This window comes from Aeromonas sobria, assembly GCF_000820145.1.
In the GTDB taxonomy this organism is placed as follows: domain Bacteria; phylum Pseudomonadota; class Gammaproteobacteria; order Enterobacterales; family Aeromonadaceae; genus Aeromonas; species Aeromonas sobria.
Window position 1 is genome coordinate 151384 of the sequence record NZ_CDBW01000023.1, and the last position, 20396, is coordinate 171779.

Consider the following 20396-nt stretch of genomic DNA (forward strand, 5'->3'; position numbering starts at 1 on the left):
TGTTAGTGCCAAAGAGGGGGCAATATACCAGCTAACGGTGCGGCAAACTGTGAGTCGGGGCGGGTTGCCTGGTTGCCACTGTCAGGGATGTATCCCTGTGGCAACAAAGGGCCTGCAGGCATCTAAAAGGGGCAGGGGGAACCGGCTTCCCCCTGCTGTGAGGGACGCTGGCCCCTCCCTCTATCTATCGCGATTCAAGATAGATGGGGTGTCAATCTATCTGCTAATGAGTATTCGCGGTCAGTTCCACATCTGGGAGACGCGGGCTTCCAGCGTCTCTTGCTGCTCTTCGGGCATATCGCTGAAGAAGTTGAGCTGGGTCTGCTCCTCCACCTGACGCACCGAGACCCGGTAGTCGGCGATCTGGCTGATGGGCACCTCTTCTTGCGGCATGATAAAGGCGATGGCCTGCAGTTTGGCCGGGTCCATCACGATCTTGTAGTAGGCGCTCGGGATCGCCACCCCCTGACCGATGGACTCTTCAGAGCCGGTAAAAATGGGGCCGGTGATCACCTGCACCTCCTTGCGGGAGACCGCCCACTTGTTCACCTTGTCCTCCAGCACGCGCCACGCCTTCTGGTTGAGCACCCCGATCTGCGGCGTCATATTGCTCAGCAGGAAGCTCTCTTTCATGGTGTTCTTGTTCGATTTCATGTCCCCCGCCGGGGCCTGATGACCACGGTCATAACCGGATCCCTTGTAGTCGGAGAGGGTGGCGCGGTAGGCAACCGGGATCTCCTTGTCCTCGGCGAAGGCATCCTTGCGCGGCACTGTGCCCTGTGCGCTCTGGGCGGTCATCCGGTAGGAGACCCAGTCCGCCACCTTGTAGTCGTAGTTGTAGCCAACGGCATACCCTTCACGGCAGAGCTTCTGATCCGATTCGGAGGGGAGGCCGAAGCGCACGTGCTCGCCGCACGCCCAGTGGGCAGCCAGCAAGGGGGTAGCAGTGAGGGTGAGGGTAACAGCCATAACCAATTTATTGATTTTTATCATTTTTGTGATGCTCCAGTTTAGTAGGCGGAGCCATTTGACATGAGATCTGACCAGCGCTTCAATCGCTGTTTTTTTAGCGGTCACCGTTCTGTGACGGCTCGCCAAGATCCGTGATGTGACTGGTTAATATGTTTTAAATCAGTGGCTTGGTCGGTGGGATGATGTGCGGTTGCTCGGCAGGCAATGAAAAGGGGCCCGTGATGGGCCCCTTGTGATCGGTGGAGTCTGACTGCTATCAGGCGGCGTTTGCCTTGTTGCCCAGGGTGCGGGCCAGCAGACCTTCCGGATTGTGAATCGCCTCTTTGGTCTTCACATCGATGACTTCGATATCGGTGAAGCGTTCGCGGTATTTGATCGCCACATCGTGAGCGAAGATAACGTAGCGAGCGTTGGCGACATCCTTGGCGGTGATGCGGTTGATGATGCCGTTGGCGCCTTGGGTCTCGACCTTGATCTTGATCCCCTGCTTGGCAGCTGCCTTCTGCAGGCTCTTGGCGGCCAGGAAGGTGTGGGCAACACCGGACGGGCAGGCTGTGATGGCCAGCACGTCAGCTTCACCTTCCGCTTCGATGATCTCGAAGCTGGTTTGGGTGGTTGTCACGTCATCTTCTTCGCTCACCGGCTTCTTCAGCAGGTTGACGATGATGGCCGTGGTCAGGGCGCCGAGGACGGTACCCAGGATGTAACCCATCTTGCCTTCTACTACCGGCAGGACAATCCAGCCACCCCAAGGGGCGTGGTTGATACTGTGCATCATGAAGCCGGTGATGTTGCCGACGATACCGCCTGCGACGATGGCCGGGATAACACGCACGGGGTCAGCAGCGGCGAACGGGATAGCACCTTCACTGATACCGATCATGCCCATGATGGCGGCCGCTTTGCCGGATTCACGCTCTTCTTTCTTGTAACGCTTCGGAGACATGAAGGTAGCCAGTGCCATACCCAGTGGCGGCACACAGATGGCGATACCGACACCACCCATCAGCCAGGGCTGGGTGTTGACCTGAGTCTGGGCAAACAGGGTGGCAACCTTGTTGACCGGGCCGCCCATATCGAAGGCAGTCATACCACCCAGAATGGCACCCAACATCACTTTACCTGAGCCCGCCATGCTGGAGAGCCAGTGGTTCATCCCTTCCATCATGGCGGCGATCGGGGCACCGATCCCCCACATCACGATGCCGCACACCAGGAAGGTACCGATTAGCGGATAGATGAAGATGGAACCTAGCGAGGTCATGGAGTCAGGCAACTTGATCCGCTTGAGCTGATTGACCACGAAACCGGCTATAAAGCCCACCAGAATGGCGCCGAGGAAACCGGTTTGATAGTGCTGAACGGCAATCCAGGAGCCGATCATGCCCGGGGCCAGGCCCGGTTTGTCAGCCAGTGAGTAGGCGATGTAGCCACCCAGTACGGCGGTAAACAGGGTCAGACCGGCGATACCCATGGTAGCCATGTCTTTGAGGAAGCCCGCTTCCGGCACGGCGCCCTTGCCGCTCAGCATCACTGACAGCGACAGCAGGACACCGCCCGCCACGATGAAGGGGATCATGTGGGAGGTACCAAACAGCAGATGTTGCTTCATGGTATTGAGGCGATCCTTGAAGGTGCGCTCTTCGGGGGCTGCCGGAGCAGTGGCTGCCGGTTTGGCGGCAGGGGCAGGCTTTGCCACTTTCGGGCCTTGCTTGAGCAGGGTCAGCGCTTGCTCAACGGTAGTGGCCGCTTTCATCTGCTCGATAAAACCGGGTTCCAGCAGACGGGTAGAGAGCTCGGCCAGCACTTCGATGTGGTGGTTGGCGCCGCCATCCGGGGAGGCGATCATGAAGATCAGCTGGGTCGGCTTGCCATCTTCGGCGCCGTACTCGATACCTTGGCGGCTGACACCGATGGCAATGGCAGGGCGGCTGACGGCCTTGCTCTTGGCATGGGGCAGGGCGACACCTTGCTCGAAGCCGGTGCAGTCCAGCTGCTCGCGGGCCCAGACATCTTTGACGAACTGCTGTTGATCAGACACAGCGCCATCGCGCGCCAGCATCTGTGCCATCTCGTCGAACAGGGCCTCCTTGCTGGTGGCCTTCAACTCCAGGCAGATGAGTCTGCCGTTGGTCATGGTGGGTAACATCTCACTCTCCTTTCCCGTCAGGGCTAAGTCATGCGTTGCGAATTGGGCTCATTATTGCCCTCACAGGTTGGGTTGGACAGGCGATGAATGTAGCAATAACTGGATTTTTGTTGCATGGTTCTGCCGGTGTGATCCAGCTCGCAAAGTGTTGAGTGGTGACTCAATAGCTGTTTTTGTTTAATTGATGGCGGGATGTGACAGCGGTCAAGGTATGGCAGAAAAACCCTTGCAACGAACTTTAAGGCCATTTTTTGCGGTTTATTGCCCGATTTAAGGCGGTTTTCAGAAAAAACGGGTTTATTGCTGTGCTGCCGTTCCCCACTGGAAAATAAAACGGCCCGGCGCTGATTGGATTTTATCAATCCATCTGGCGTGGGCCGTAGGGTATCACAAAGTGACATTTGCGGGTTACGTGCTGAATGTCACTTCAATGCTATGGCTCGTTACTTTTGTGGCGGAGTATCGCTCATCACGAAGTGGAGGTTGCCACCGGGTACAAACTCTTTGTGCTCGAAGAAGAGACCATCCTTGAGCGGTTTGCCATTGATGGTGACCGACTGGACATAGCGGTTCTTCTCACTGTTGTTATCGGCGCTGATGGTGAAGGTTCCTCCCTTGACCGGGATGGTCGCTTTGGCAAACAGCGGACGGCCGATGGTGTAGACGGGATCTGCCGCATTCACCTGATAGAAGCCGAGTGAAGACATGACGTACCAGGCAGACATGGCGCCCACATCCTCGTTACCTATGATGCCTGCCGGGGTGTTGGTGTACATGGTGTGGAGGATGTAATCGACCTTCTCCTGGGTTTTCCACGGCTCCGAGGTCCAGTTGTAGAGGTAGGGGATATGGTGGGAAGGTTCGTTGCCAAAGGCTACCTGCCCCAGCATCCCGGTCATGTCAGCGGTCTCCGATCCCTGACTCTCGGCGGCGAAGGTCGCATCCAGATTCTGCTTGAAGGCCTCTTCCCCGCCCATCGCGGTTTTCAGCCCCTTGATGTCATGGGGGACAAACCAGGTCCACTGCCAGGCGTTGCCCTCGGTATAGTTGCCGGTCTCATGTTCGGTGCCATAGGGATCAAACGGCGTCATGAAGGAGCCATAGCTCATCACCGGACGCATGAAACCGGTCACCCCGTACTGGGCATATTCGGCCGCATTGTGATCGAAGTAGCGCTGGTAGCCGTTCGAACGGGCCAGATAGCGCGCCTCTGCCGCCGGGTTGCCGGCCGCCTTGGCGATCCGGGAGATGGCCCAGTCGTAGAAGGCGTTTTCCAGACCGTAGGAGACTGACTCGAGGGTGTAGTCAGGGGAGACGGGCTGACTGTTGATCCGCTGCACCGCCGGGGCAAAGCCGTTCTTCTCGATGTAATCGATGTGGTTGGTCAGGGTCTTGTCCAGCACATCCTTGTCCCACTCGGTCGCCAACATGGGATAGTTGTCATAGCTGGAGGAGTCGATGGCGGCCTTGAGCGCCAGATTTTTCTCCTGCGCGGTGAAGGCATCGGGGTATTTGGTGATGGCGTCGGCAATCACCACCACCGCCGGATAGCCCACCATGGTGCCGGTCTCATCCCCCAGATGCTCCCACTTGGGCAGCAGGCCGCTCTCCTGATACTTCTGGATCAGGTTCTTGGCATATTGCACAGCGCGGGTGGGTTCGGTGATGGTCTTGAGCGGGTGCAGCGCCCGCTGGGTGTCCCACAGGGAGTAGACCGAGAAGTTAGGCTGCTCTTCGCTTGCCTGACCGTAATAGATTGAGTAGCTGCCTTCCCCCTTGGCCTGCGCCCCTTTGCCCATGCCGCGGAAGCTGCCATCCACATCCTGATGGACGATGGGGGCGATCTTGGTGTGATAGAGGGCAGTGTAGAAGATCTCGTTTTGCTCCTTGCTGCTCCCCTCGATGGTGAAGTTGAGGGCATTGGCCCACTTCTCGCGGGCGTTGGTGCGGGCTTCGTCAAACGACACATTGCCTTCTGCCTGGTAGTTGTTCCGGGCGCCGCTGGCATCAACTGCCGAGAGGGCGACTTTGGCGTTCAGCTGGGCAGAATCCCCCTCTTCAAACTCGACGTAGGCGGTGACATCGGCTTTGGATTTTGCCTTGTGCTCGGCGCTCAACCCCTCTACCGGTACACCTCCGGCGAGGATGTAGACCCCTTTGATCTTCTTGTCGAAGGTCGCATAGAAGAAGATCTTCTGGTTTTTCGCCCAGCCGGAGAAGTGGGCGGCATCCCGTTCGCCGGTGATGGTGTAGCCATCTTCACTGACGGTGAGTTTGTTGCGAAGCGAACTCGAGCCCCAGTCGCTGTTGAGGATCGAGTTCAAGTCGATCTTCAGCCGTTGTGGTTGGCCCTGCGGATAGGTGTAGCGGTGAAAGCCCACCCGCTCGGAGGCGGTCAACTCTGCCTTGATGCCATTTTCGGCGATGCGGACCGCATAATAACCAGGCTCGGCTTGCTCGGACTTTTTGTCCATTTTGACCGAGATGGCTTTGCGGTAATCATCGCTCTGCTCGATGTATTTGGATTTATCTTCGGTAAAGGGCAGGAACAGAATATCCCCCAGCCCCCCCATGCCGGTGCCGGAGAGGTGGGTGTGAGAAAAGCCGAACAGGGTATCTTTATCGAAGTGATAGCCGGAGGAGGAGTGCCAGCCAATCAGTTCGGTATCCGGCGACAGTTGCACCATCCCTTCCGGTACCACGGGGCCGGGAAAGGTGTGCCCATTAAAACCAGTGCCAACGAATGGATTCACGTATTGCAACACATTGGTTGGCGTTGGCTTTTGGTCATCGTTATTGGTGGTGCTGTCATCAGCATCACAGCCAGATAACATGGTGAGCGTGGTGGTCAGGGTAATGGCCAGAATACTTTTCTTGAACATATGGAACGGCTCCATCGGGTAGGGGGTGAGCAGTCATGATCTATTTTTCTGATGCCGGAGTGGTACCTGCGCAATATTAAGGCTCAGCGCTGTTAATCCCGGCTACCGCTATTATTCCCATGCCCCCTGTTTCATCGACAGAGCAAAAAAGTGTCATTCACTAGACTTTTGTGACAAGGCTGTCTGTTTGTGATCCGCGTATCATGTGATACAGAACGTTATATTTTTTGAGTGTTTTTGTGAGCCCAGCAAAAAAGAGGCCCAAAGGAAGCTTTGGACCTGGGCATATATTGGTAATAAATGATGGTTATTTATTATCTGAGCGGGTTGGTTTTTGCGCCGTCATGATAAATTTCAACTCTCCGCCTGCCCGAATATCGCTGTGGTTGAAGGTCAGGTTTTCCCCCAACGGTTTGCCATTGATGGTGACGGATTCCACATAGATATTTTTGGGGCCATTGTTTTCGGCGATCACGGTGAATTTCCCGCCATCAATATCCATCGTCACCTTGTCAAACAGTGGCCGACCTATGGTGTAGACCGGGAGCCCCGGCGTGACCTGATAGAAGCCGAGGGCGCTCATGATGTACCAGGCCGACATTTGCCCCACGTCCTCATTGCCAATCAGGCCGGTGGTGGTCGGGTGGAAGAAGCTGCGCACCGCCTGATCCACATACTCCTGGGTTTTCCACGGCTCTTTGGTCCAGTTATAGAGGTAGGGGACATGGTGATCCGGCTCGTTACCCATCACGAACTGCCCGATATAGCCGGTCATGTCCCCTTGCGAGGTGTCAGCGCTGGAGTTGGCGGTGAAGAGGGCATCCAGATTTTTCCGGAATCCCTCCTCGCCCCCCATCGCCTCTTTGAGCCCCTCTATATCGTGGGGAACAAACCAGCTCCACTGCCAGGTGTTGCCTTCGGTAAAGTCCTGCCCCCGGTGCTCGGCACGATAGGGCCAGAAGGTGTCATAACGGCTGCTGTCGTTGATGTCGCAATTTTGTGGTGGCGTGACCGGGTTGCCGTTTTTGTCGATGGCACAGGAGGGGTAGTTGTTGACCCAGCTGCCATCGTAATTTTTGGGGCGCATAAAGCCGGTCGCGCCATATTTGCCATATTCCGTCGGGTTGTAATCAAAATAGGCGCGCCAGGTGGTGGCCCGGGCCAGATAGCGGTTCTCGGCGGATTTGTCGCCCGCCAGGCGGGCCAGCTGGGCGATGCACCAGTCATAGTAGGCATTCTCTACGCCGTAGGAGACGGACTCGTTGACCAGCTCATCGTACTTGTCCTGCGCCATGCCCCCCTCTTCTGGCTTGAGTTTGACGTTGGCGGGGACATAGCCGTGCTGCTCGGCATACTGGCCGTGACGGGTCATCACGGTGAAGCGCTTGTCGCCGTTCCAGGGATCCTGATAGGGCACCCAGGATTTGGTCAATTCGAGGTCAAAGCTAGCGGAGACGTTGGCCGCCTGCAGCGCCAGCTTTATCTCTTCAGAGGAAAACTTACCCGGATATTTGACGATGACGTCGGCGATGATGGAGACCGCCGGATAGCCGACCATCTCGCCGGTATAGTCGGAGTGCAGCTCCCATTTGGGCATGATGCCGCCGGTTTTATATTTGTTGAGCAGATCGTGCACATAGTCGATGGCGCGATCTTTTTCGATGATGGTCTTCAGCGGGTGGGCGGCGCGGAAGGTGTCCCACATGGAGTAGACCGAGTAGTTGGTAAAGCCCGGCTTGGCCTGATGCACCTTGCCATCCATCCCGCGATAGTGGCCATCCACATCCTGATAGACGAAGGGGGCTATGTAGGTGCGATAGAGGGAGGTATAAAACATCGTCTTGTCGGCATCGCTCCCCCCCTCCAGGGTGAACTTATTGAGCACCTTCGCCCATGCCTGCTTGTTCTCCTGCACCACCTGATCGAAGCGGTAGCCATGTTCATCGGCGCGCAGGTTGGCCATCGCCCCCTCAATGCCGGTGCCCGAGATCGCCATCTTCATGGTGATGGGCTGCTCCCCTTTGGCAAAGTTGAGCTGGGTCACCACATCCCGCACCCGGGGTCTGGTTTCGCCATACCCGATGTAATCGGCAAGCCCCACCTCGGTGTCGCTGCTCAGTTTGCCATCGACATAGAGGGTCTGCTCCACGAAGTTTTCGGAAAATTCGGCGTAGAAAAAGACCGTTTGCCACTGCCCCCACTCGTTGCTGGTTCTGGCCCCGGCAATGGCGTTATCGCTGACCCGCTTGAAGTAAATGTTGCGGGAGTGGTTGCCGTACTGCTCCAGCAGCTCGTGCTGCAGATCAAGCTGGACTTTGCGATCTTCACCTGCCGGATAGCGGTAACGGTGGAAGGCAACTCGCTGGGTGGCGGTGAGCTCGGCCTTGATACCGGTCTCTACCAGATCGGCTTTGTAATAGCCCACCTCCGACAGCTCGCTCGGCTTGTTGATGGTGACCGGATCGGTATTGCTGCCGGTGTATGGCAAGAAGGCAAAGTCATTGAGATCCCCCTTGCCGGCCCCCGAGATATGGGTGCTGCTAAAGCCGGAAAGCTTGGTCAGATGGTGGTGGTAGTCGGAAGGGGAGCCCTTGCCATTCCAGTTGGCCGGGTTCCAGTTATCCGGGCCTGGCTGGATCATCCCTTCCGGCATGACGGGGGCGGGATTGACATTGCCCAGCCCATCGGTGCCGATCAGGGGATCAACATATTGCAGCACCTGCAGGGGATTGTCGGGGCGGTCATTGTCAGTGGTGGTCTCATCGTTTGCGTTGCAGCCATAAAGACCAAGCAGGGTGGTCACCACGATGGCCAGCTTATGGGGTTTGAACATCTGTTGCTCCTGAATACCTGATATGAACACGCGGCAAGCCGGGTGGCTTGCCGCTTGCAGAGTTACGGGGTCGGTTTCTGGTTGGTCATCACAAAACGCAGCTCACCACCGGGATGGATCTCGCTGTGGGCAAAGGTGTTGTACTGGTTGAGCGGCTTGCCATTGATGGTGACCTCTTTGACATAGAGGTTGTCCGGGCCATTGTTCTGCGCCACCACCTTGAACTGGCCGTTGGGCAGGTTGATGGTGACCTTGTCAAAAATGGGTCGGCCTATGGTGTAGGTCGGGTTGCCCGGGGAGATTTGATAAAAGCCCATGGCACTCATGATGTACCAGGCGGACATCTGGCCGACGTCTTCATTGCCGATCAGACCATCCGGGGTGTTTTTATAAAACGCCTTGTAGACCAGATCGAGGTACTCCTGCGCTTTCCAGGGCTGGGCGGTGCGGTTGTAGAGATAGATGACGTGGTGGGAGGGCTCGTTGCCGTGGATGTACTGCCCGATATAGCCGGTCATGTCCTGATGTGCATCGCCACCATTCGGGTTGGCGTTGAACAGGTTGTCGAGCTTGTCGTTGAGCCCCTGCTGACCCCCCATGATTTCGGTCAGCTTGTCGAGATCCTGCATGAAGGACCACTGCCACTGCCAGGCGTTACCCTCGGTGTAGTAGAAGGCATCCGACTTGTAGGGATCAAAATCGGCCGCCGCGTATTTCAGGGCACACGGGTCGCCGTTTTTCAGCTCGGTCGGCACGAAGAAGCCCTTGCCATCGGCATTGCCTGCCTGGGGATCCCAATGCTTGAGCGAGTTGTAGGAGCGCGCCTTGAACTCTTGATAGGTGGTCATGTCGCCCGCGGCTTTCGCCATCTCGGCGATGGTCCAGTCGTAGAAAGAGAACTCCAGCGAGTAGGAGACCGAGTTCCAGTTGGGATAACGGACGCACTGCTCTTTCTCGTGATAGCTGAGCTGACCGGCCATCAGTGCGCTCAGAATGTCATCGTTGATCTGCGGGTAATCGGCCGGTCGGTAGTGGGCCGATTTGACCGAGGCTTGCAGCGCCTCGTCTGCATCTATCAATCCTTTGGTGACAGCGTCGCCGAGAATCGCGGCCGAAGGGTAGCCGATCATGGTGCCGGTTTCCGAACCGTGACCTTCCCACTTGGGCAGCAGGCCGAACTCCACGTTGGACTTACGGATTAAATCCTTGGCATACAGGGTCGCCTGCGGCGGATCCATGATGGTCCACATGGGGTGCACGGCGCGGAAGGTATCCCAGGTGGAGTAGATGGAGTAGTTTGGCGTGTCACCCGGCTTGAGGGTGCGCACAGTACCGAGCATATCAACGTATCGGCCATCCACATCGTAGAACTCGATGGGGGCAATCATCATGTGATAGAGGGCGGTGTAGAAGTTGGTTTTTTCCGTCGAGCTTCCCCCTTCAGCCCGGATCTTGGTCAGCTTTTCGGCCCAGGCGTATTCGGCTTGTGATTTCGCCTTGGCAAAATCAAAGGTGGGGGCTTCAGCCTCCAGGTTCTGCTGTGCCCCTTGCCAGTTTACCGGGGAGATGCCGACCCGGATCTCGATGGCTTGATCGCCCTGACCAAAATCGAGGTAGGCGGTGACATCATCGCCCTGATAAACGCTGTTGTAGCGCATCTCCCGGGTCGGCATCTTGTCTTGTTCCCCCAGCATGGCTCTGGCCACTGGCTGGTTGAACTTGGCGTAGAAAAAAATATCCTGACCCAGGTGATTTTGCCCCTGAAACCAACCGGTTGAGGTTCTGCGGCCACGAAGGGTGTATTCATCAAGCACTTCGATCTTGTTGTTCAGTGATTGACCGTTGTTGTTGAGCAGGGTGTGACCCAGATCGAACTTCACGCTGCGTTCGGCCCCTTTGGCAAAGGTGTATTTGTGCAGTCCCACCCGCTTGGTGGCGGTCAGTTCCACCTCAATACCGCCCTTATTCAGCTTGGTTTTGTAAAAACCGGCGCTGGCTTTTTCATTGGCTTTGTCAAAGCTGTTGAGCTGGGTGTCTGCCATGTCCGAGTAAGGCAGCACCAGAATATCCCCGAGGTCCGTGGCCCCGGTACCGGAGAGGTGGGTGTGGGAAAAACCGTAGAGCGGGACATCGTTCGCGACTATGTCGCCGGTCAGGTAATTGGATGAATCCCAGTAACCCGAGGCGGAGTGCCAGGGGTTTTGCCCTGACTCATGACCGCTGTTGGAGCCAATAAAGGTATCTGGCGAGAGCTGCACCATCCCTGCCGGGTGGGTGGCGCCGGGAAAGGTATGGCCGGAGGCCGCTGTGCCGATCATGGGATTGACGTAGTTGAGTACGGAAAGGTCGACAATCGGGGTCACGGGGATCTCGACGGCGGTTGACTGCTCTTCGTCAGTACAGCCAGCAATACCGCCCGTCAGGCCAGCAATAACGGCAAGGGCGATGAAATTACGTTTGAACATGGGCATTCCAATATTGATTGATGGTGGGGGAGGGAACCCTCCCCCGAACAGATCGTTAACGTGAGCCAGCAGGCATATCACTTTCGTGCAGGAAGGTGCCGATACCTTGCGCGGGCGGCAAATCTTCCGGCTGGCTGGCCCAGTTCTGGTTGGGGCTATCGCCCATGACGAATTCAAGCTTGCCACCACTCAGAATTTCCTCATGGGTGAGGTAGCTGCGATTGAACTCGCTGCCATTGAGGCGAGCGGACTGGATGTAGATGTTGTCGCGGCTGACGTTCTGGGCCGTGACGGTGAACTGCTTACCAGCCCCCACATCGAGCGAGGCGGTTTCGAACATGGGGGTGCCAATCTCGTAGATGCCGGAGGAGGCATTGACCGGGAAGAAGCCCAACGCCCGGAACACGAACCAGGCAGAAAGGGTGCCAAAGTCATCGTTGCCACAGATGCCGTCAGGGGTGTTTTTGTAGCAGACGTTGGTGGCTGCCGCGATGGCCGCCTGTCCCTTCCAGGGTTGCCCTACGTAGTTGTAGAGGTAGGGAACATGGATATCCGGCTCGTTGCCCTGCACATGCTGACCCACGTTACCGGTGTTGAACACCGGGAACTGGTTGTCGCCAGCGTTGCGATCCGGGTAGGTGGTCCAATACTCGTCCAGCCGCTTGGCAAACAGTTCGCCCCGTTTAGCCTGAGGATTCTGGGTCTGATCGAAACGGGTCATCAGGTCGACCAGACCCTGGATGTCATGCTGCACGCTAAAGGCATATTGCCAGCCGTTGGACTCGGCGAATGACCAGTTAAACATGTCTGGTCGCCAGTCCTTGCCCACTGCCCGGCCGGTTTTCGGGTCTACCCAGTCGGCATCAATGAAGTTGCCGTCGTAGTCGCGGGCCTTGAACCACCCCTTGTACTGCTTGCCGCCAAAGTCAAACTGCGCCTGCCAGTTCTTGGAGCGATCGGCAAACTCTTGATAGCGGGGGTCACTTTCGCCAAACACCGCCTTGATCGATTGGGCGATCGCCCAGTCATCCATGGAGTACTCCAGCGAGTAGGAGGAAGTCCAGGCATCCTTGAACGGGGAGTGTGATTCCCAGTCATTGGTCGGCGGCGTGTCGTGCAACTGGGCGGGCACATAGCCCTGCTGCTCGTACTCCTTGATCCAGGCGACCCCCTGGCTGGTGGATGCGCGGGCATCGGTGATCATGGCGGTCACCAGTCGTTCCTTGATCTCCTGACGCTCCGCATCGCTGAAGCCAAGCGCGATCATCCGTCGCTCTAGCGACCCTTTGGAGAGCACATCATGGATGACGGTGGTGGAGTGCATCCCCATCATCATGCCGGTCTCGTTGCCCTTGAAGGTCCACTCCGGCAATCTGCCCTTGCGCAGGTTGCCCAGATCGTCCATCCACTCTTCTTCGGCGTAAGAGAGCATGGAGAGCACCACATCGGCGAGGCGATCCGGTTCCAGCAGTGACGAGAGGGGTTGTACTGCGCGGTAGGTGTCCCACAGGGAGAAGGTGTCGTAACGGGTAAAGTCCGCTTTGCCATCCCGGTTGGCATCGGCGGTGCGCACCGACTCCTTGAGGGTGTCGATCTGCTCGCCCCACGGCGTGTTGCCATCCGGGTAGGCATTGCGCCCCTGATGCACCTGGCGGTAGCGCCCATCCAGATCGGAGTGGATGGTCTGGCCCAGATAGGTGTGATAGAGCGCGGTATAGAAGGTCTGCTTGTACTCCTCATCCCCGCTGACCTGGATCTTGCCCAGCTCCTCTTCCCATTTTTTAGTGGCGGCCTGACGGACATCGTCAAACGACATGTTGGCCACTTCGGTCATGTTGAGGGAGGCGCCGGCGTTGCCATCCCGGCCGATCTCGACGTTGGAGAGGGCTACCTTGGCCTCCACGGCCAGGCCCTTATCTGCAGTATCAAACTCCACATAGGCGCGCGCGTACTGATATTTGCCACGGGTCTCGTTGCCGATCTCGGTGGTGCCTTCCGGCAGATCCAGATAGCGGTTCTGCTCTTTGTCGAAGTAGGCGAAGCGGATATTTTTGATGGGCTGGTCGAACGCCATCACGAAGAACTCTTTCTGGCTGGGGGCCCAGCCGTCAGAGAAGCGATGGCCCTCGATCCGGTTGTTGGTTTTGTCCCATTTCAGATAGGAGTCGGAGGTGTAGTCCCAGTTGACCTTGAAGCCGAGGTTGACCACGATTTGTGATTTTTTATCCTGCGGGAAGCTGTAGCGATGAACACCCACCCGATCCGAGGCGGTCAGCTCGGCCTTGATGCCGTAATCCTTCAGATCGACCTTGTAGTAGCCCGCCGTTGCCTCTTCATCCTTGTGGCTGTAACGGGAGGCCTCCAGATTGAGGGAGGCTGACCCCTCGTTCAGCATGAAATTGGAGCGGGAGTTGATGGGCATCACCAGAATATCGTTGAGATCCCCGGCACCAGCCCCCGAGAGGTGGGTGTGAGAAAACCCGGCGAGGCGATTGTCGTGGTAGTAATAGCCGGAGATGTATTCCCAGCCATTGGCGCCGTTGTTGGGCGAAAGCTGCACCATGCCGTGCGGGGTGGTGGCACCGGGGTAGGTGTTGCCCAGATTCCCTGTGCCGATAAACGGATTGACGTAACGGGAGACGCTGGTCTCATTATTGTTATCGCCAGCGGTATCTGAGTCATTTTGACAACCGGATATACCAACCAGGCCAGCCAGTACGGCACAAGCAAGTAGGGAACGTTTCAGTTTCATATTTGTCGCCACAGGTTAATGGAAGTAGGGTATTGAACGTATAAAAACCGATAATGCAGTCGCCGGTTCAGCCAATGAATATCTGCCGGATGAGAGGGCCATCTGCATGTATTGCCCCGACTGTCACTGGATATAGATGGTGACAGGGGAAAATATCAGCCAGATAAAATGGATAGTGAAAACGATCTGGCCATACAGGCGGAAAAATAAAAGCGCAGGGAAATAACAGGCACCCATAGCCTGATTTGAAACGTCGCCTCTTCTACATCTGAAATAAATGGCAACGCTGTGTTAAATTTGAAATATATAAATGGTCTGAAGCGTTTTTCCTGCTGCCTGTAAATTAACGATTTCTATTATTTCCGTGATTAATATCCGTTGACAGAGGAAAAAAATGGCATTAACTGGATTTTTATGACGTGTGCGGAAGGGTGTGAGCTGGCTCGCATAACCGCAGGGTAGCGTGACCTTGGAGGCTAAATGATATTAATCATTATAAGTCAACGTGTTACTCTTTGGCGTTGGGTTAAATGACCGGTTTTGTGAGCGATACCTGCACCCATGTGGTCAGATGAGCTGGAAAAAAGGGCCCTGAAGGGCCCTTGAAATAGACGGTGGTGAGCCGATGGCTCAGCAGGATCAGCGGTTGCTGGCGCGGGCAAAACGCCCTTCAGCCATCACTCGATAATCGCCGGTGCTGGCGGGTACAAAAGCAGATTGTCCGATGGTCAGGGTCAGATGCTCATCATGTTGGCCGATCAGGGTGATGGGCCCATCGATGGCGAACAGGATCTCGGCATTGCCGGTGGTCAGGGCATGTTCCCCTGCGTCATACACGCTGAAAGTGAAGTCCGGTACCGGCACGTCGAAGTGCTGTACCGTGCCTTCCATGCGCGGGCTAAGCAGGATCTGGTCGTCCGGTTTGGCGACGCAGCGGGTGCAGGCCAGCAGCTCCGGCACATCCATGTATTTGGGGGTGAGCCCTGCGCGCAGCACGTTGTCGGAGTTGGCCATGATCTCGAGGCCTGTGCCGTGAATGTAGGCGTGAGGGGTCTGGGCATCGAGGAACATCGCCTGACCCGGCTCGAGGGTGACCACGTTGAGCAGCAGCGGCGAGAAGAGCCCCACATCCCCCGGATACTGGTTGGCCAGATTGCTGATGGTGGCGAAGGTCTCTTCATCCTGATGGGCGGCGGCATAGGCCAGCAGGCCTGCCAGCGCCTCGTCCTTGCGCGCACCGCAGAGGATCAGTAACTGGTGGAAGAAGTGCTGCAAGCCAGCTTCATCCTGTGACTGGCGCAGTGCCGTGGTCAGGTCGGTCAGCGCTGGCAGCGCCATCCGATCGAACAGGGCCAGGATGGCCGGGATGGCGCGAAAGCCGTTCATCGCCTGATAGCGGGTGAGGGCAAAGACCAGCTCCGGCTTGTGGTTCGGATCCTTGTAGTTGCGGTTGCTCGCCTTGATATCGATGCCTGCGGCCTCTTCTTTGGCAAAGCCCGCTTCGGCCTGGGCCTTGCTCGGGTGCACCTGAATGGAGAGGGCTTGCTCGGCGCAGAGCACTTTGAACAGGAAGGGGAGTGAGCCGAAGCGAGCCTGGGTGGCTGCGCCCAACATGGCAACGGGGTTGGCTTCAATCAGGCTGGATAGCTTCAGTTTTTCGCCGGTCAGGGTCACTTCGGAGCAGCCATTGGGGTGAGCGCCCATCCACAGTTCAGCTTGTGGTTTGCCCTCGGGATTTTTGATGCCAAACAGCGTGGTCAGGGAGTCACGACTGCCCCAGACATAATCCTGGATCGGGTTGCACATTAGAAAAAACGGTGGGTAGCTCATGGATGGCTCCTTGTATCAGAACGATTTTTTGGGAATTTCAGTCTGGCGCGGACTATAGCATGGCAGGGGCAGCGCACCGCAATCGGTTGCTCTCTGCATCTTGATCAGGATCATTCATGAGTATCATCTTTACCCAGCTGTTGGATGGCTTTCTAAGTGAAGGGGAAGGCTTTGAGAAGGTCTTGTTTGCCTCTGACAAAGGGGTGCCTCCCTGCTTCAGTTATCAGGTCAACTTCCCGCGTCTCGAGCTGGTATTCAGTGGCCACTATCTCAACCAGATCTGGTCCCCTGAAGGGGATGTGCAGTCGGTACAGATGGGTCAGCGGGAGGCGATGTACATCCCCCCCAACGGCTGGAACAAGCCGGACTGGGACAACGACTGTTCCGTGCTCAGCCTGCTGTTTGGCAAGCGCCAGATAGGGTTCAGTCTGGTGAGCAAACACAAGGGGGACACCGGTTTCTTCGATGTGCAAAAACACAGTATTCAGGCCGGGGCTGGACGAGCGCTCGATCATATCCTGCTCTCTCTTAATACTCTGGCGCAGGAGCAGGTGAGGGCGCCGATGGACAATCACCTGCTACAGGCGCTGCTGAGCTATTCACGGCAACTGCTGGTGGAGTCGGAGAGCGGTCGTCCTCGCGGCTCCGATCTCTTCCACGGCATCTGCATCTACATTCAGGAAAACTTTCACCGCCCCATCAGTCGCGAATGCATCGCCGCCCGCTTCAATCTCTCCCCCAGCCACCTTTCCCGCTTGTTCCGCCAGCAGGGGCATATGCGGCTGGCGGACTACATCAGTTGGGTACGGCTGGAGCGGGCCAAGTTCATGCTCAAAAAATATCGCTTTCGTCTGGAAGAGGTGGCCAATCGCTGCGGTTTTACCGATGTGAACTATTTCTGTAGGGTGTTCAAGTTGAAGACTGGGCTGACCCCTTCCCAGTATCGATCGTTAAGTCAGCCCCAGGCTGTAACCAGCGAGCAGGAGGGATAAATGGCCGGGGTCGGGAAGGGGTGGTGACGGCGCACTGGCGGGTGGCTACCTCTTTGGTCTGACATGCTTGCTCGCCATTTTATTATGAAAATGAATGGGCTAAGATGGCCGCGCGCAACAAACAAGTTGATAACAAACGGAAGTTAGGAGATGCCGATGGAAAGCAAAGTAGTAATCCCGACCCAGGGTCAGAAAATCACAGTCGATGCCAACGGCAAGCTGCAGGTTCCCAACCATCCGATCATTCCGTTTATCGAAGGGGATGGCATCGGTGTTGACGTAACCCCGGCCATGTTGAATGTGGTGAATGCTGCGGTCGAGAAAGCCTACAAGGGCGAGCGCAAGATCGCCTGGATGGAGATCTATACCGGCGAGAAGTCGACTCATGTTTATGGCGAAGGTGCCTGGCTGCCGGCCGAAACCCTGGATTTCATTCGTGAATATTGCGTGGCCATAAAGGGCCCGCTGACCACGCCGGTCGGTGGCGGTATTCGCTCCCTCAACGTGGCCCTGCGTCAGGAGCTGGATCTCTACATCTGCCTGCGCCCGGTCCGTTACTACGAAGGGACCCCGAGCCCGGTCAAACGTCCGGATCTGACTGACATGGTGATCTTCCGCGAGAACGCCGAAGACATCTACGCCGGTATCGAGTGGAAGGCGGATAGCGAAGAAGCCAAGAAAGTAATCGCCTTCCTGCAAAACGAGATGGGCGTGAAGAAAATTCGCTTCCCCGAGTCTTGCGGTATCGGCATCAAGCCGATGTCCAGGGCCGGTACCGAGCGTCTGGTGCGTGCCGCCATCGAGTATGCCATCGACAACGATCGCGACTCCGTGACCCTGGTGCACAAGGGCAACATCATGAAGTTCACCGAAGGTGCCTTCAAGGATTGGGGTTATGCTCTGGCCCAGCACGAGTACGGTGCCCAGCTGATTGACGGCGGCCCCTGGTGCTCCTTCAAGAACCCGAAAACCGGCAAGACCATCGTTATCAAGGATGTCATCGCTGACGCCTTCCTGCAGCAGATCCTGCTGCGTCCGGCCGAGTATGACGTCATCGCCTGTATGAACCTCAACGGCGACTACATCTCCGACGCACTGGCCGCTCAGGTGGGTGGTATCGGTATCGCGCCGGGCGCCAACATTGGTGACGGCGTGGCCCTGTTCGAGGCGACCCACGGTACTGCACCGAAATATGCCGGTCAGGACAAGGTCAACCCGGGCTCCCTGATCCTCTCCGCCGAGATGATGCTGCGCCACATGGGTTGGGTCGAAGCGGCCGATCTCATTATCAAGGGGATGGAAGCGGCCATCGCCAACAAGACCGTCACCTATGACTTCGAGCGTCTGATGGAGGGGGCCACCCTGCGCTCCTGCTCCCAGTTTGCTCAGGACATGATCGACCAAATGTAATGACTGGTTGATGGTCAGAAGCCCAAAACCGGCTCCATGAGGAAAATGCCAGTCAGTTAAGCCTGACTGGCATTTTTTTATTGGCTTTTTTCACACTGTTTTTCTGTGGCCTTGGCTTCACGCTGCGGGGATAGCTTAGCTCCCTTCTTTTCGGCAATACAAGGTTCCGGCAATACAAACTGCCCCGCTTGTTTATCCAGGTCTCATCAACAGGGTTTAATCTCTCGTTACTGCAACTCAGGCAATAACCATTTGGCCATCTCGAAGTAGATGATAAGACCGGTACCATCCACCAGGGTCGCAATAAACGGCGCAGAGACCACCGCCGGGTCAATGCGGAAACGACGTAGCACCATGGGGATGATAGAGGCGACCGTGGCACTCCACAGCACGATGGCGATGATGGTAAAGGTCACCACCATGCCTATTTCGGGGCCAACCCCCAGGCTCCAGGCGCGCACCCAGGCGGCCATGGCAATGGCCCCCGAGATCAAGAGGCCGGTGGAGAGCTCCTTTTTCAGCACTGTGCCGAGATTGCGCAGGCTCACCTCTCCGACCGCCATGGCGCGGACTATGGTGGTGGTGATCTGGGTACCACTGTTACCACCGGTGCCGATCAACAGGGGGATAAAGAAGGCCAGCGCGATGGCGGCCTCCAGCTGTTCCTCAAAGGCCCGCAGCACTGTGCCGGTGTAGGCTTCCGCCACAAACAGGATAAGCAGCCAGCCCACCCGTTTGCGCCACAGCTGCCAGGGTGTAGCCTGCAGGTAGGGAGTATCGAGCGGCGATGAGCCCCCCTGCATCTCGGCATCCTCGGTGGATTCGAGCTCCAGAATATCGGCCGCGTCATCGACGTGGAAAATACCGACCAGGCGCCCCTGATCCTCGACCGGCAGGACCGAGAGGTCGCGGTCGATCAGCAGGCGCGCGGCCAACTCCTGATCCGCCCGGGCGTTGATCCGTACCGTCTCCCGATCCATCAGGTTGGCCACATTAGCCAGCGGGTCGGCGATCAGCAAGGTCTTGAGAGAGAGGCTCCCTTGCAGACGGCCATCCCCGTTGACCACATAGATGTGGCGAAACAGCTGGGCATTGTCCCAGGCATCGTGGATCAGCTGTTTGGCGTGACCGACGGTGTCCTCCTCCCGCACCGCCAGATACTCGTGGCGCATGTTGGCTCCCACCGATTCGGTGGGCCAATCCAGCAGGGAGTAGTACATGGCCTGCGCCTGGGTCGGGAAGCGGGCCAGCAAGATAGTGCGTTCCTGACGGCCCAGTTTGCGCAGGATGGCGACCATCTCACGACGGGGAATGGCCTCCTGCAACACGCTGACAATGCTGCCATGCAGTCGCTGTAGCAAGCGGGCCGCACTCTCGGCCGAGAGCGAGCCAAGTAGTTCGGCCCCTTGTGAAACGGGCAGGGTATCAAAGATACAGTTGAGCTCTTCCGGACGCAGGGTCAGCAGTTGATCTGCGCGCTGAACCGGATCCAGATTATGTTCCAGCCAACCCTGCAGGGCAGCCAGATCGAGCAGTTGATGACGGTTAAGAATGGTATGTGTTTTCTTCATCACAAATGACCTTATGTGATTTCAGGCTGAGCCTGAACACGATCGGATATCCGATCGCAGTCTGAAAGAAAACAGCAATTTGATTGACGAGTAATAGGCAGGAAATGACGCCGTTCGGCGTGTCATCATCCCCACGTACCAGCTTTAGCACTGTATAACGTATCCGGCATGCCGGAAGCCACTTGGGTTTACACCTTAATCCGATGAAAACTGTCCTGATCTTGGGCGTCTCTGGACGTCGTGAGATCAGTGGCCTGTGTTTATACAGGAGCCTCGCCTAACGAGATGCTGCAAATAATCTGCACAACCCTGGGTTGTGCCGGCGGCATGATTATCTAATCCCGTGGGGAGGTCAACCCCGCAGTAACCATTAAATGGGTAACGGCAACAGCTTGTTACAATTGGCTGGTGATGGCACAGAGCCTGTTTGCAGATCGGAGATAAAATAAAAGGCTCTGTCCCAATTATGTGTTGAAAGGCTAAGCTTGAAGTAGGCCATCACCTTGAGGTCTACCATCATGGATACCCCAGCCTTTCAAC

General features: G+C 56.8%; 10 protein-coding genes and 1 riboswitch. Of the genes, 2 read left to right on the forward strand and 8 right to left on the reverse strand.

Features of this window, described 5'->3' with window-relative positions; all coding sequences use genetic code 11:
* Window positions 1-240: 240 nt before the first annotated feature.
* The 7 genes from BN1135_RS12005 to manA form a co-directional block, all read right to left on the reverse strand.
* On the reverse strand, window positions 241-993 hold the full coding sequence (locus tag BN1135_RS12005; RefSeq protein WP_042021357.1) for a DNA/RNA non-specific endonuclease: 753 nt from the start codon (window positions 991-993) through the stop codon (window positions 241-243).
* A 235-nt stretch (window positions 994-1228) separates the two neighbouring features.
* Window positions 1229-3121, reverse strand: coding sequence for a PTS fructose transporter subunit EIIC (locus BN1135_RS12010; protein ID WP_042021358.1), 1893 nt, complete (start codon window positions 3119-3121; stop codon window positions 1229-1231).
* Window positions 3122-3564: 443 nt separating this feature from the next.
* On the reverse strand, window positions 3565-6003 hold the full coding sequence (locus BN1135_RS12015) for a GH92 family glycosyl hydrolase (RefSeq protein ID WP_042021360.1): 2439 nt from the start codon (window positions 6001-6003) through the stop codon (window positions 3565-3567).
* A gap of 307 nt (window positions 6004-6310) precedes the next feature.
* The gene (locus tag BN1135_RS12020; RefSeq protein WP_042021362.1) at window positions 6311-8836 is read right to left on the reverse strand and encodes a GH92 family glycosyl hydrolase; all 2526 of its coding nucleotides are present in this window, start codon (window positions 8834-8836) and stop codon (window positions 6311-6313) included.
* A gap of 62 nt (window positions 8837-8898) precedes the next feature.
* Window positions 8899-11301 carry a GH92 family glycosyl hydrolase gene (locus tag BN1135_RS12025; protein ID WP_042021363.1) on the reverse strand — a complete coding sequence of 801 codons (2403 nt, stop codon included), beginning with the start codon at window positions 11299-11301 and terminating at the stop codon, window positions 8899-8901.
* Between the two features lie 55 nt (window positions 11302-11356).
* Window positions 11357-14053: a GH92 family glycosyl hydrolase gene (locus BN1135_RS12030; RefSeq protein ID WP_042021364.1), complete on the reverse strand. Its 2697-nt coding sequence runs from the start codon at window positions 14051-14053 to the stop codon at window positions 11357-11359.
* A 639-nt stretch (window positions 14054-14692) separates the two neighbouring features.
* A complete protein-coding gene (gene manA, locus BN1135_RS12035; protein ID WP_042021365.1) occupies window positions 14693-15883 on the reverse strand; it encodes a mannose-6-phosphate isomerase, class I in 1191 nt (396 codons plus the stop codon).
* 116 nt (window positions 15884-15999) lie between these two features.
* Here manA and BN1135_RS12040 point away from each other — a divergent pair, with 116 nt between their 5' ends.
* Both BN1135_RS12040 and icd read left to right on the forward strand, forming a co-directional pair.
* Window positions 16000-16875 (forward strand): AraC family transcriptional regulator, encoded by an 876-nt coding sequence (locus BN1135_RS12040; RefSeq protein ID WP_042021366.1) that lies wholly within the window; start codon window positions 16000-16002, stop codon window positions 16873-16875.
* Between the two features lie 156 nt (window positions 16876-17031).
* Window positions 17032-18285 (forward strand): NADP-dependent isocitrate dehydrogenase, encoded by a 1254-nt coding sequence (gene icd / locus BN1135_RS12045; RefSeq protein ID WP_042021367.1) that lies wholly within the window; start codon window positions 17032-17034, stop codon window positions 18283-18285.
* A 227-nt stretch (window positions 18286-18512) separates the two neighbouring features.
* On the opposite strand, the gene mgtE is transcribed toward icd, so the two are convergent.
* Window positions 18513-19856, reverse strand: coding sequence for a magnesium transporter (mgtE, locus tag BN1135_RS12050; RefSeq protein WP_042021368.1), 1344 nt, complete (start codon window positions 19854-19856; stop codon window positions 18513-18515).
* A gap of 122 nt (window positions 19857-19978) precedes the next feature.
* Window positions 19979-20148, reverse strand: a riboswitch (M-box (ykoK) riboswitch).
* Window positions 20149-20396 lie beyond the last annotated feature (248 nt).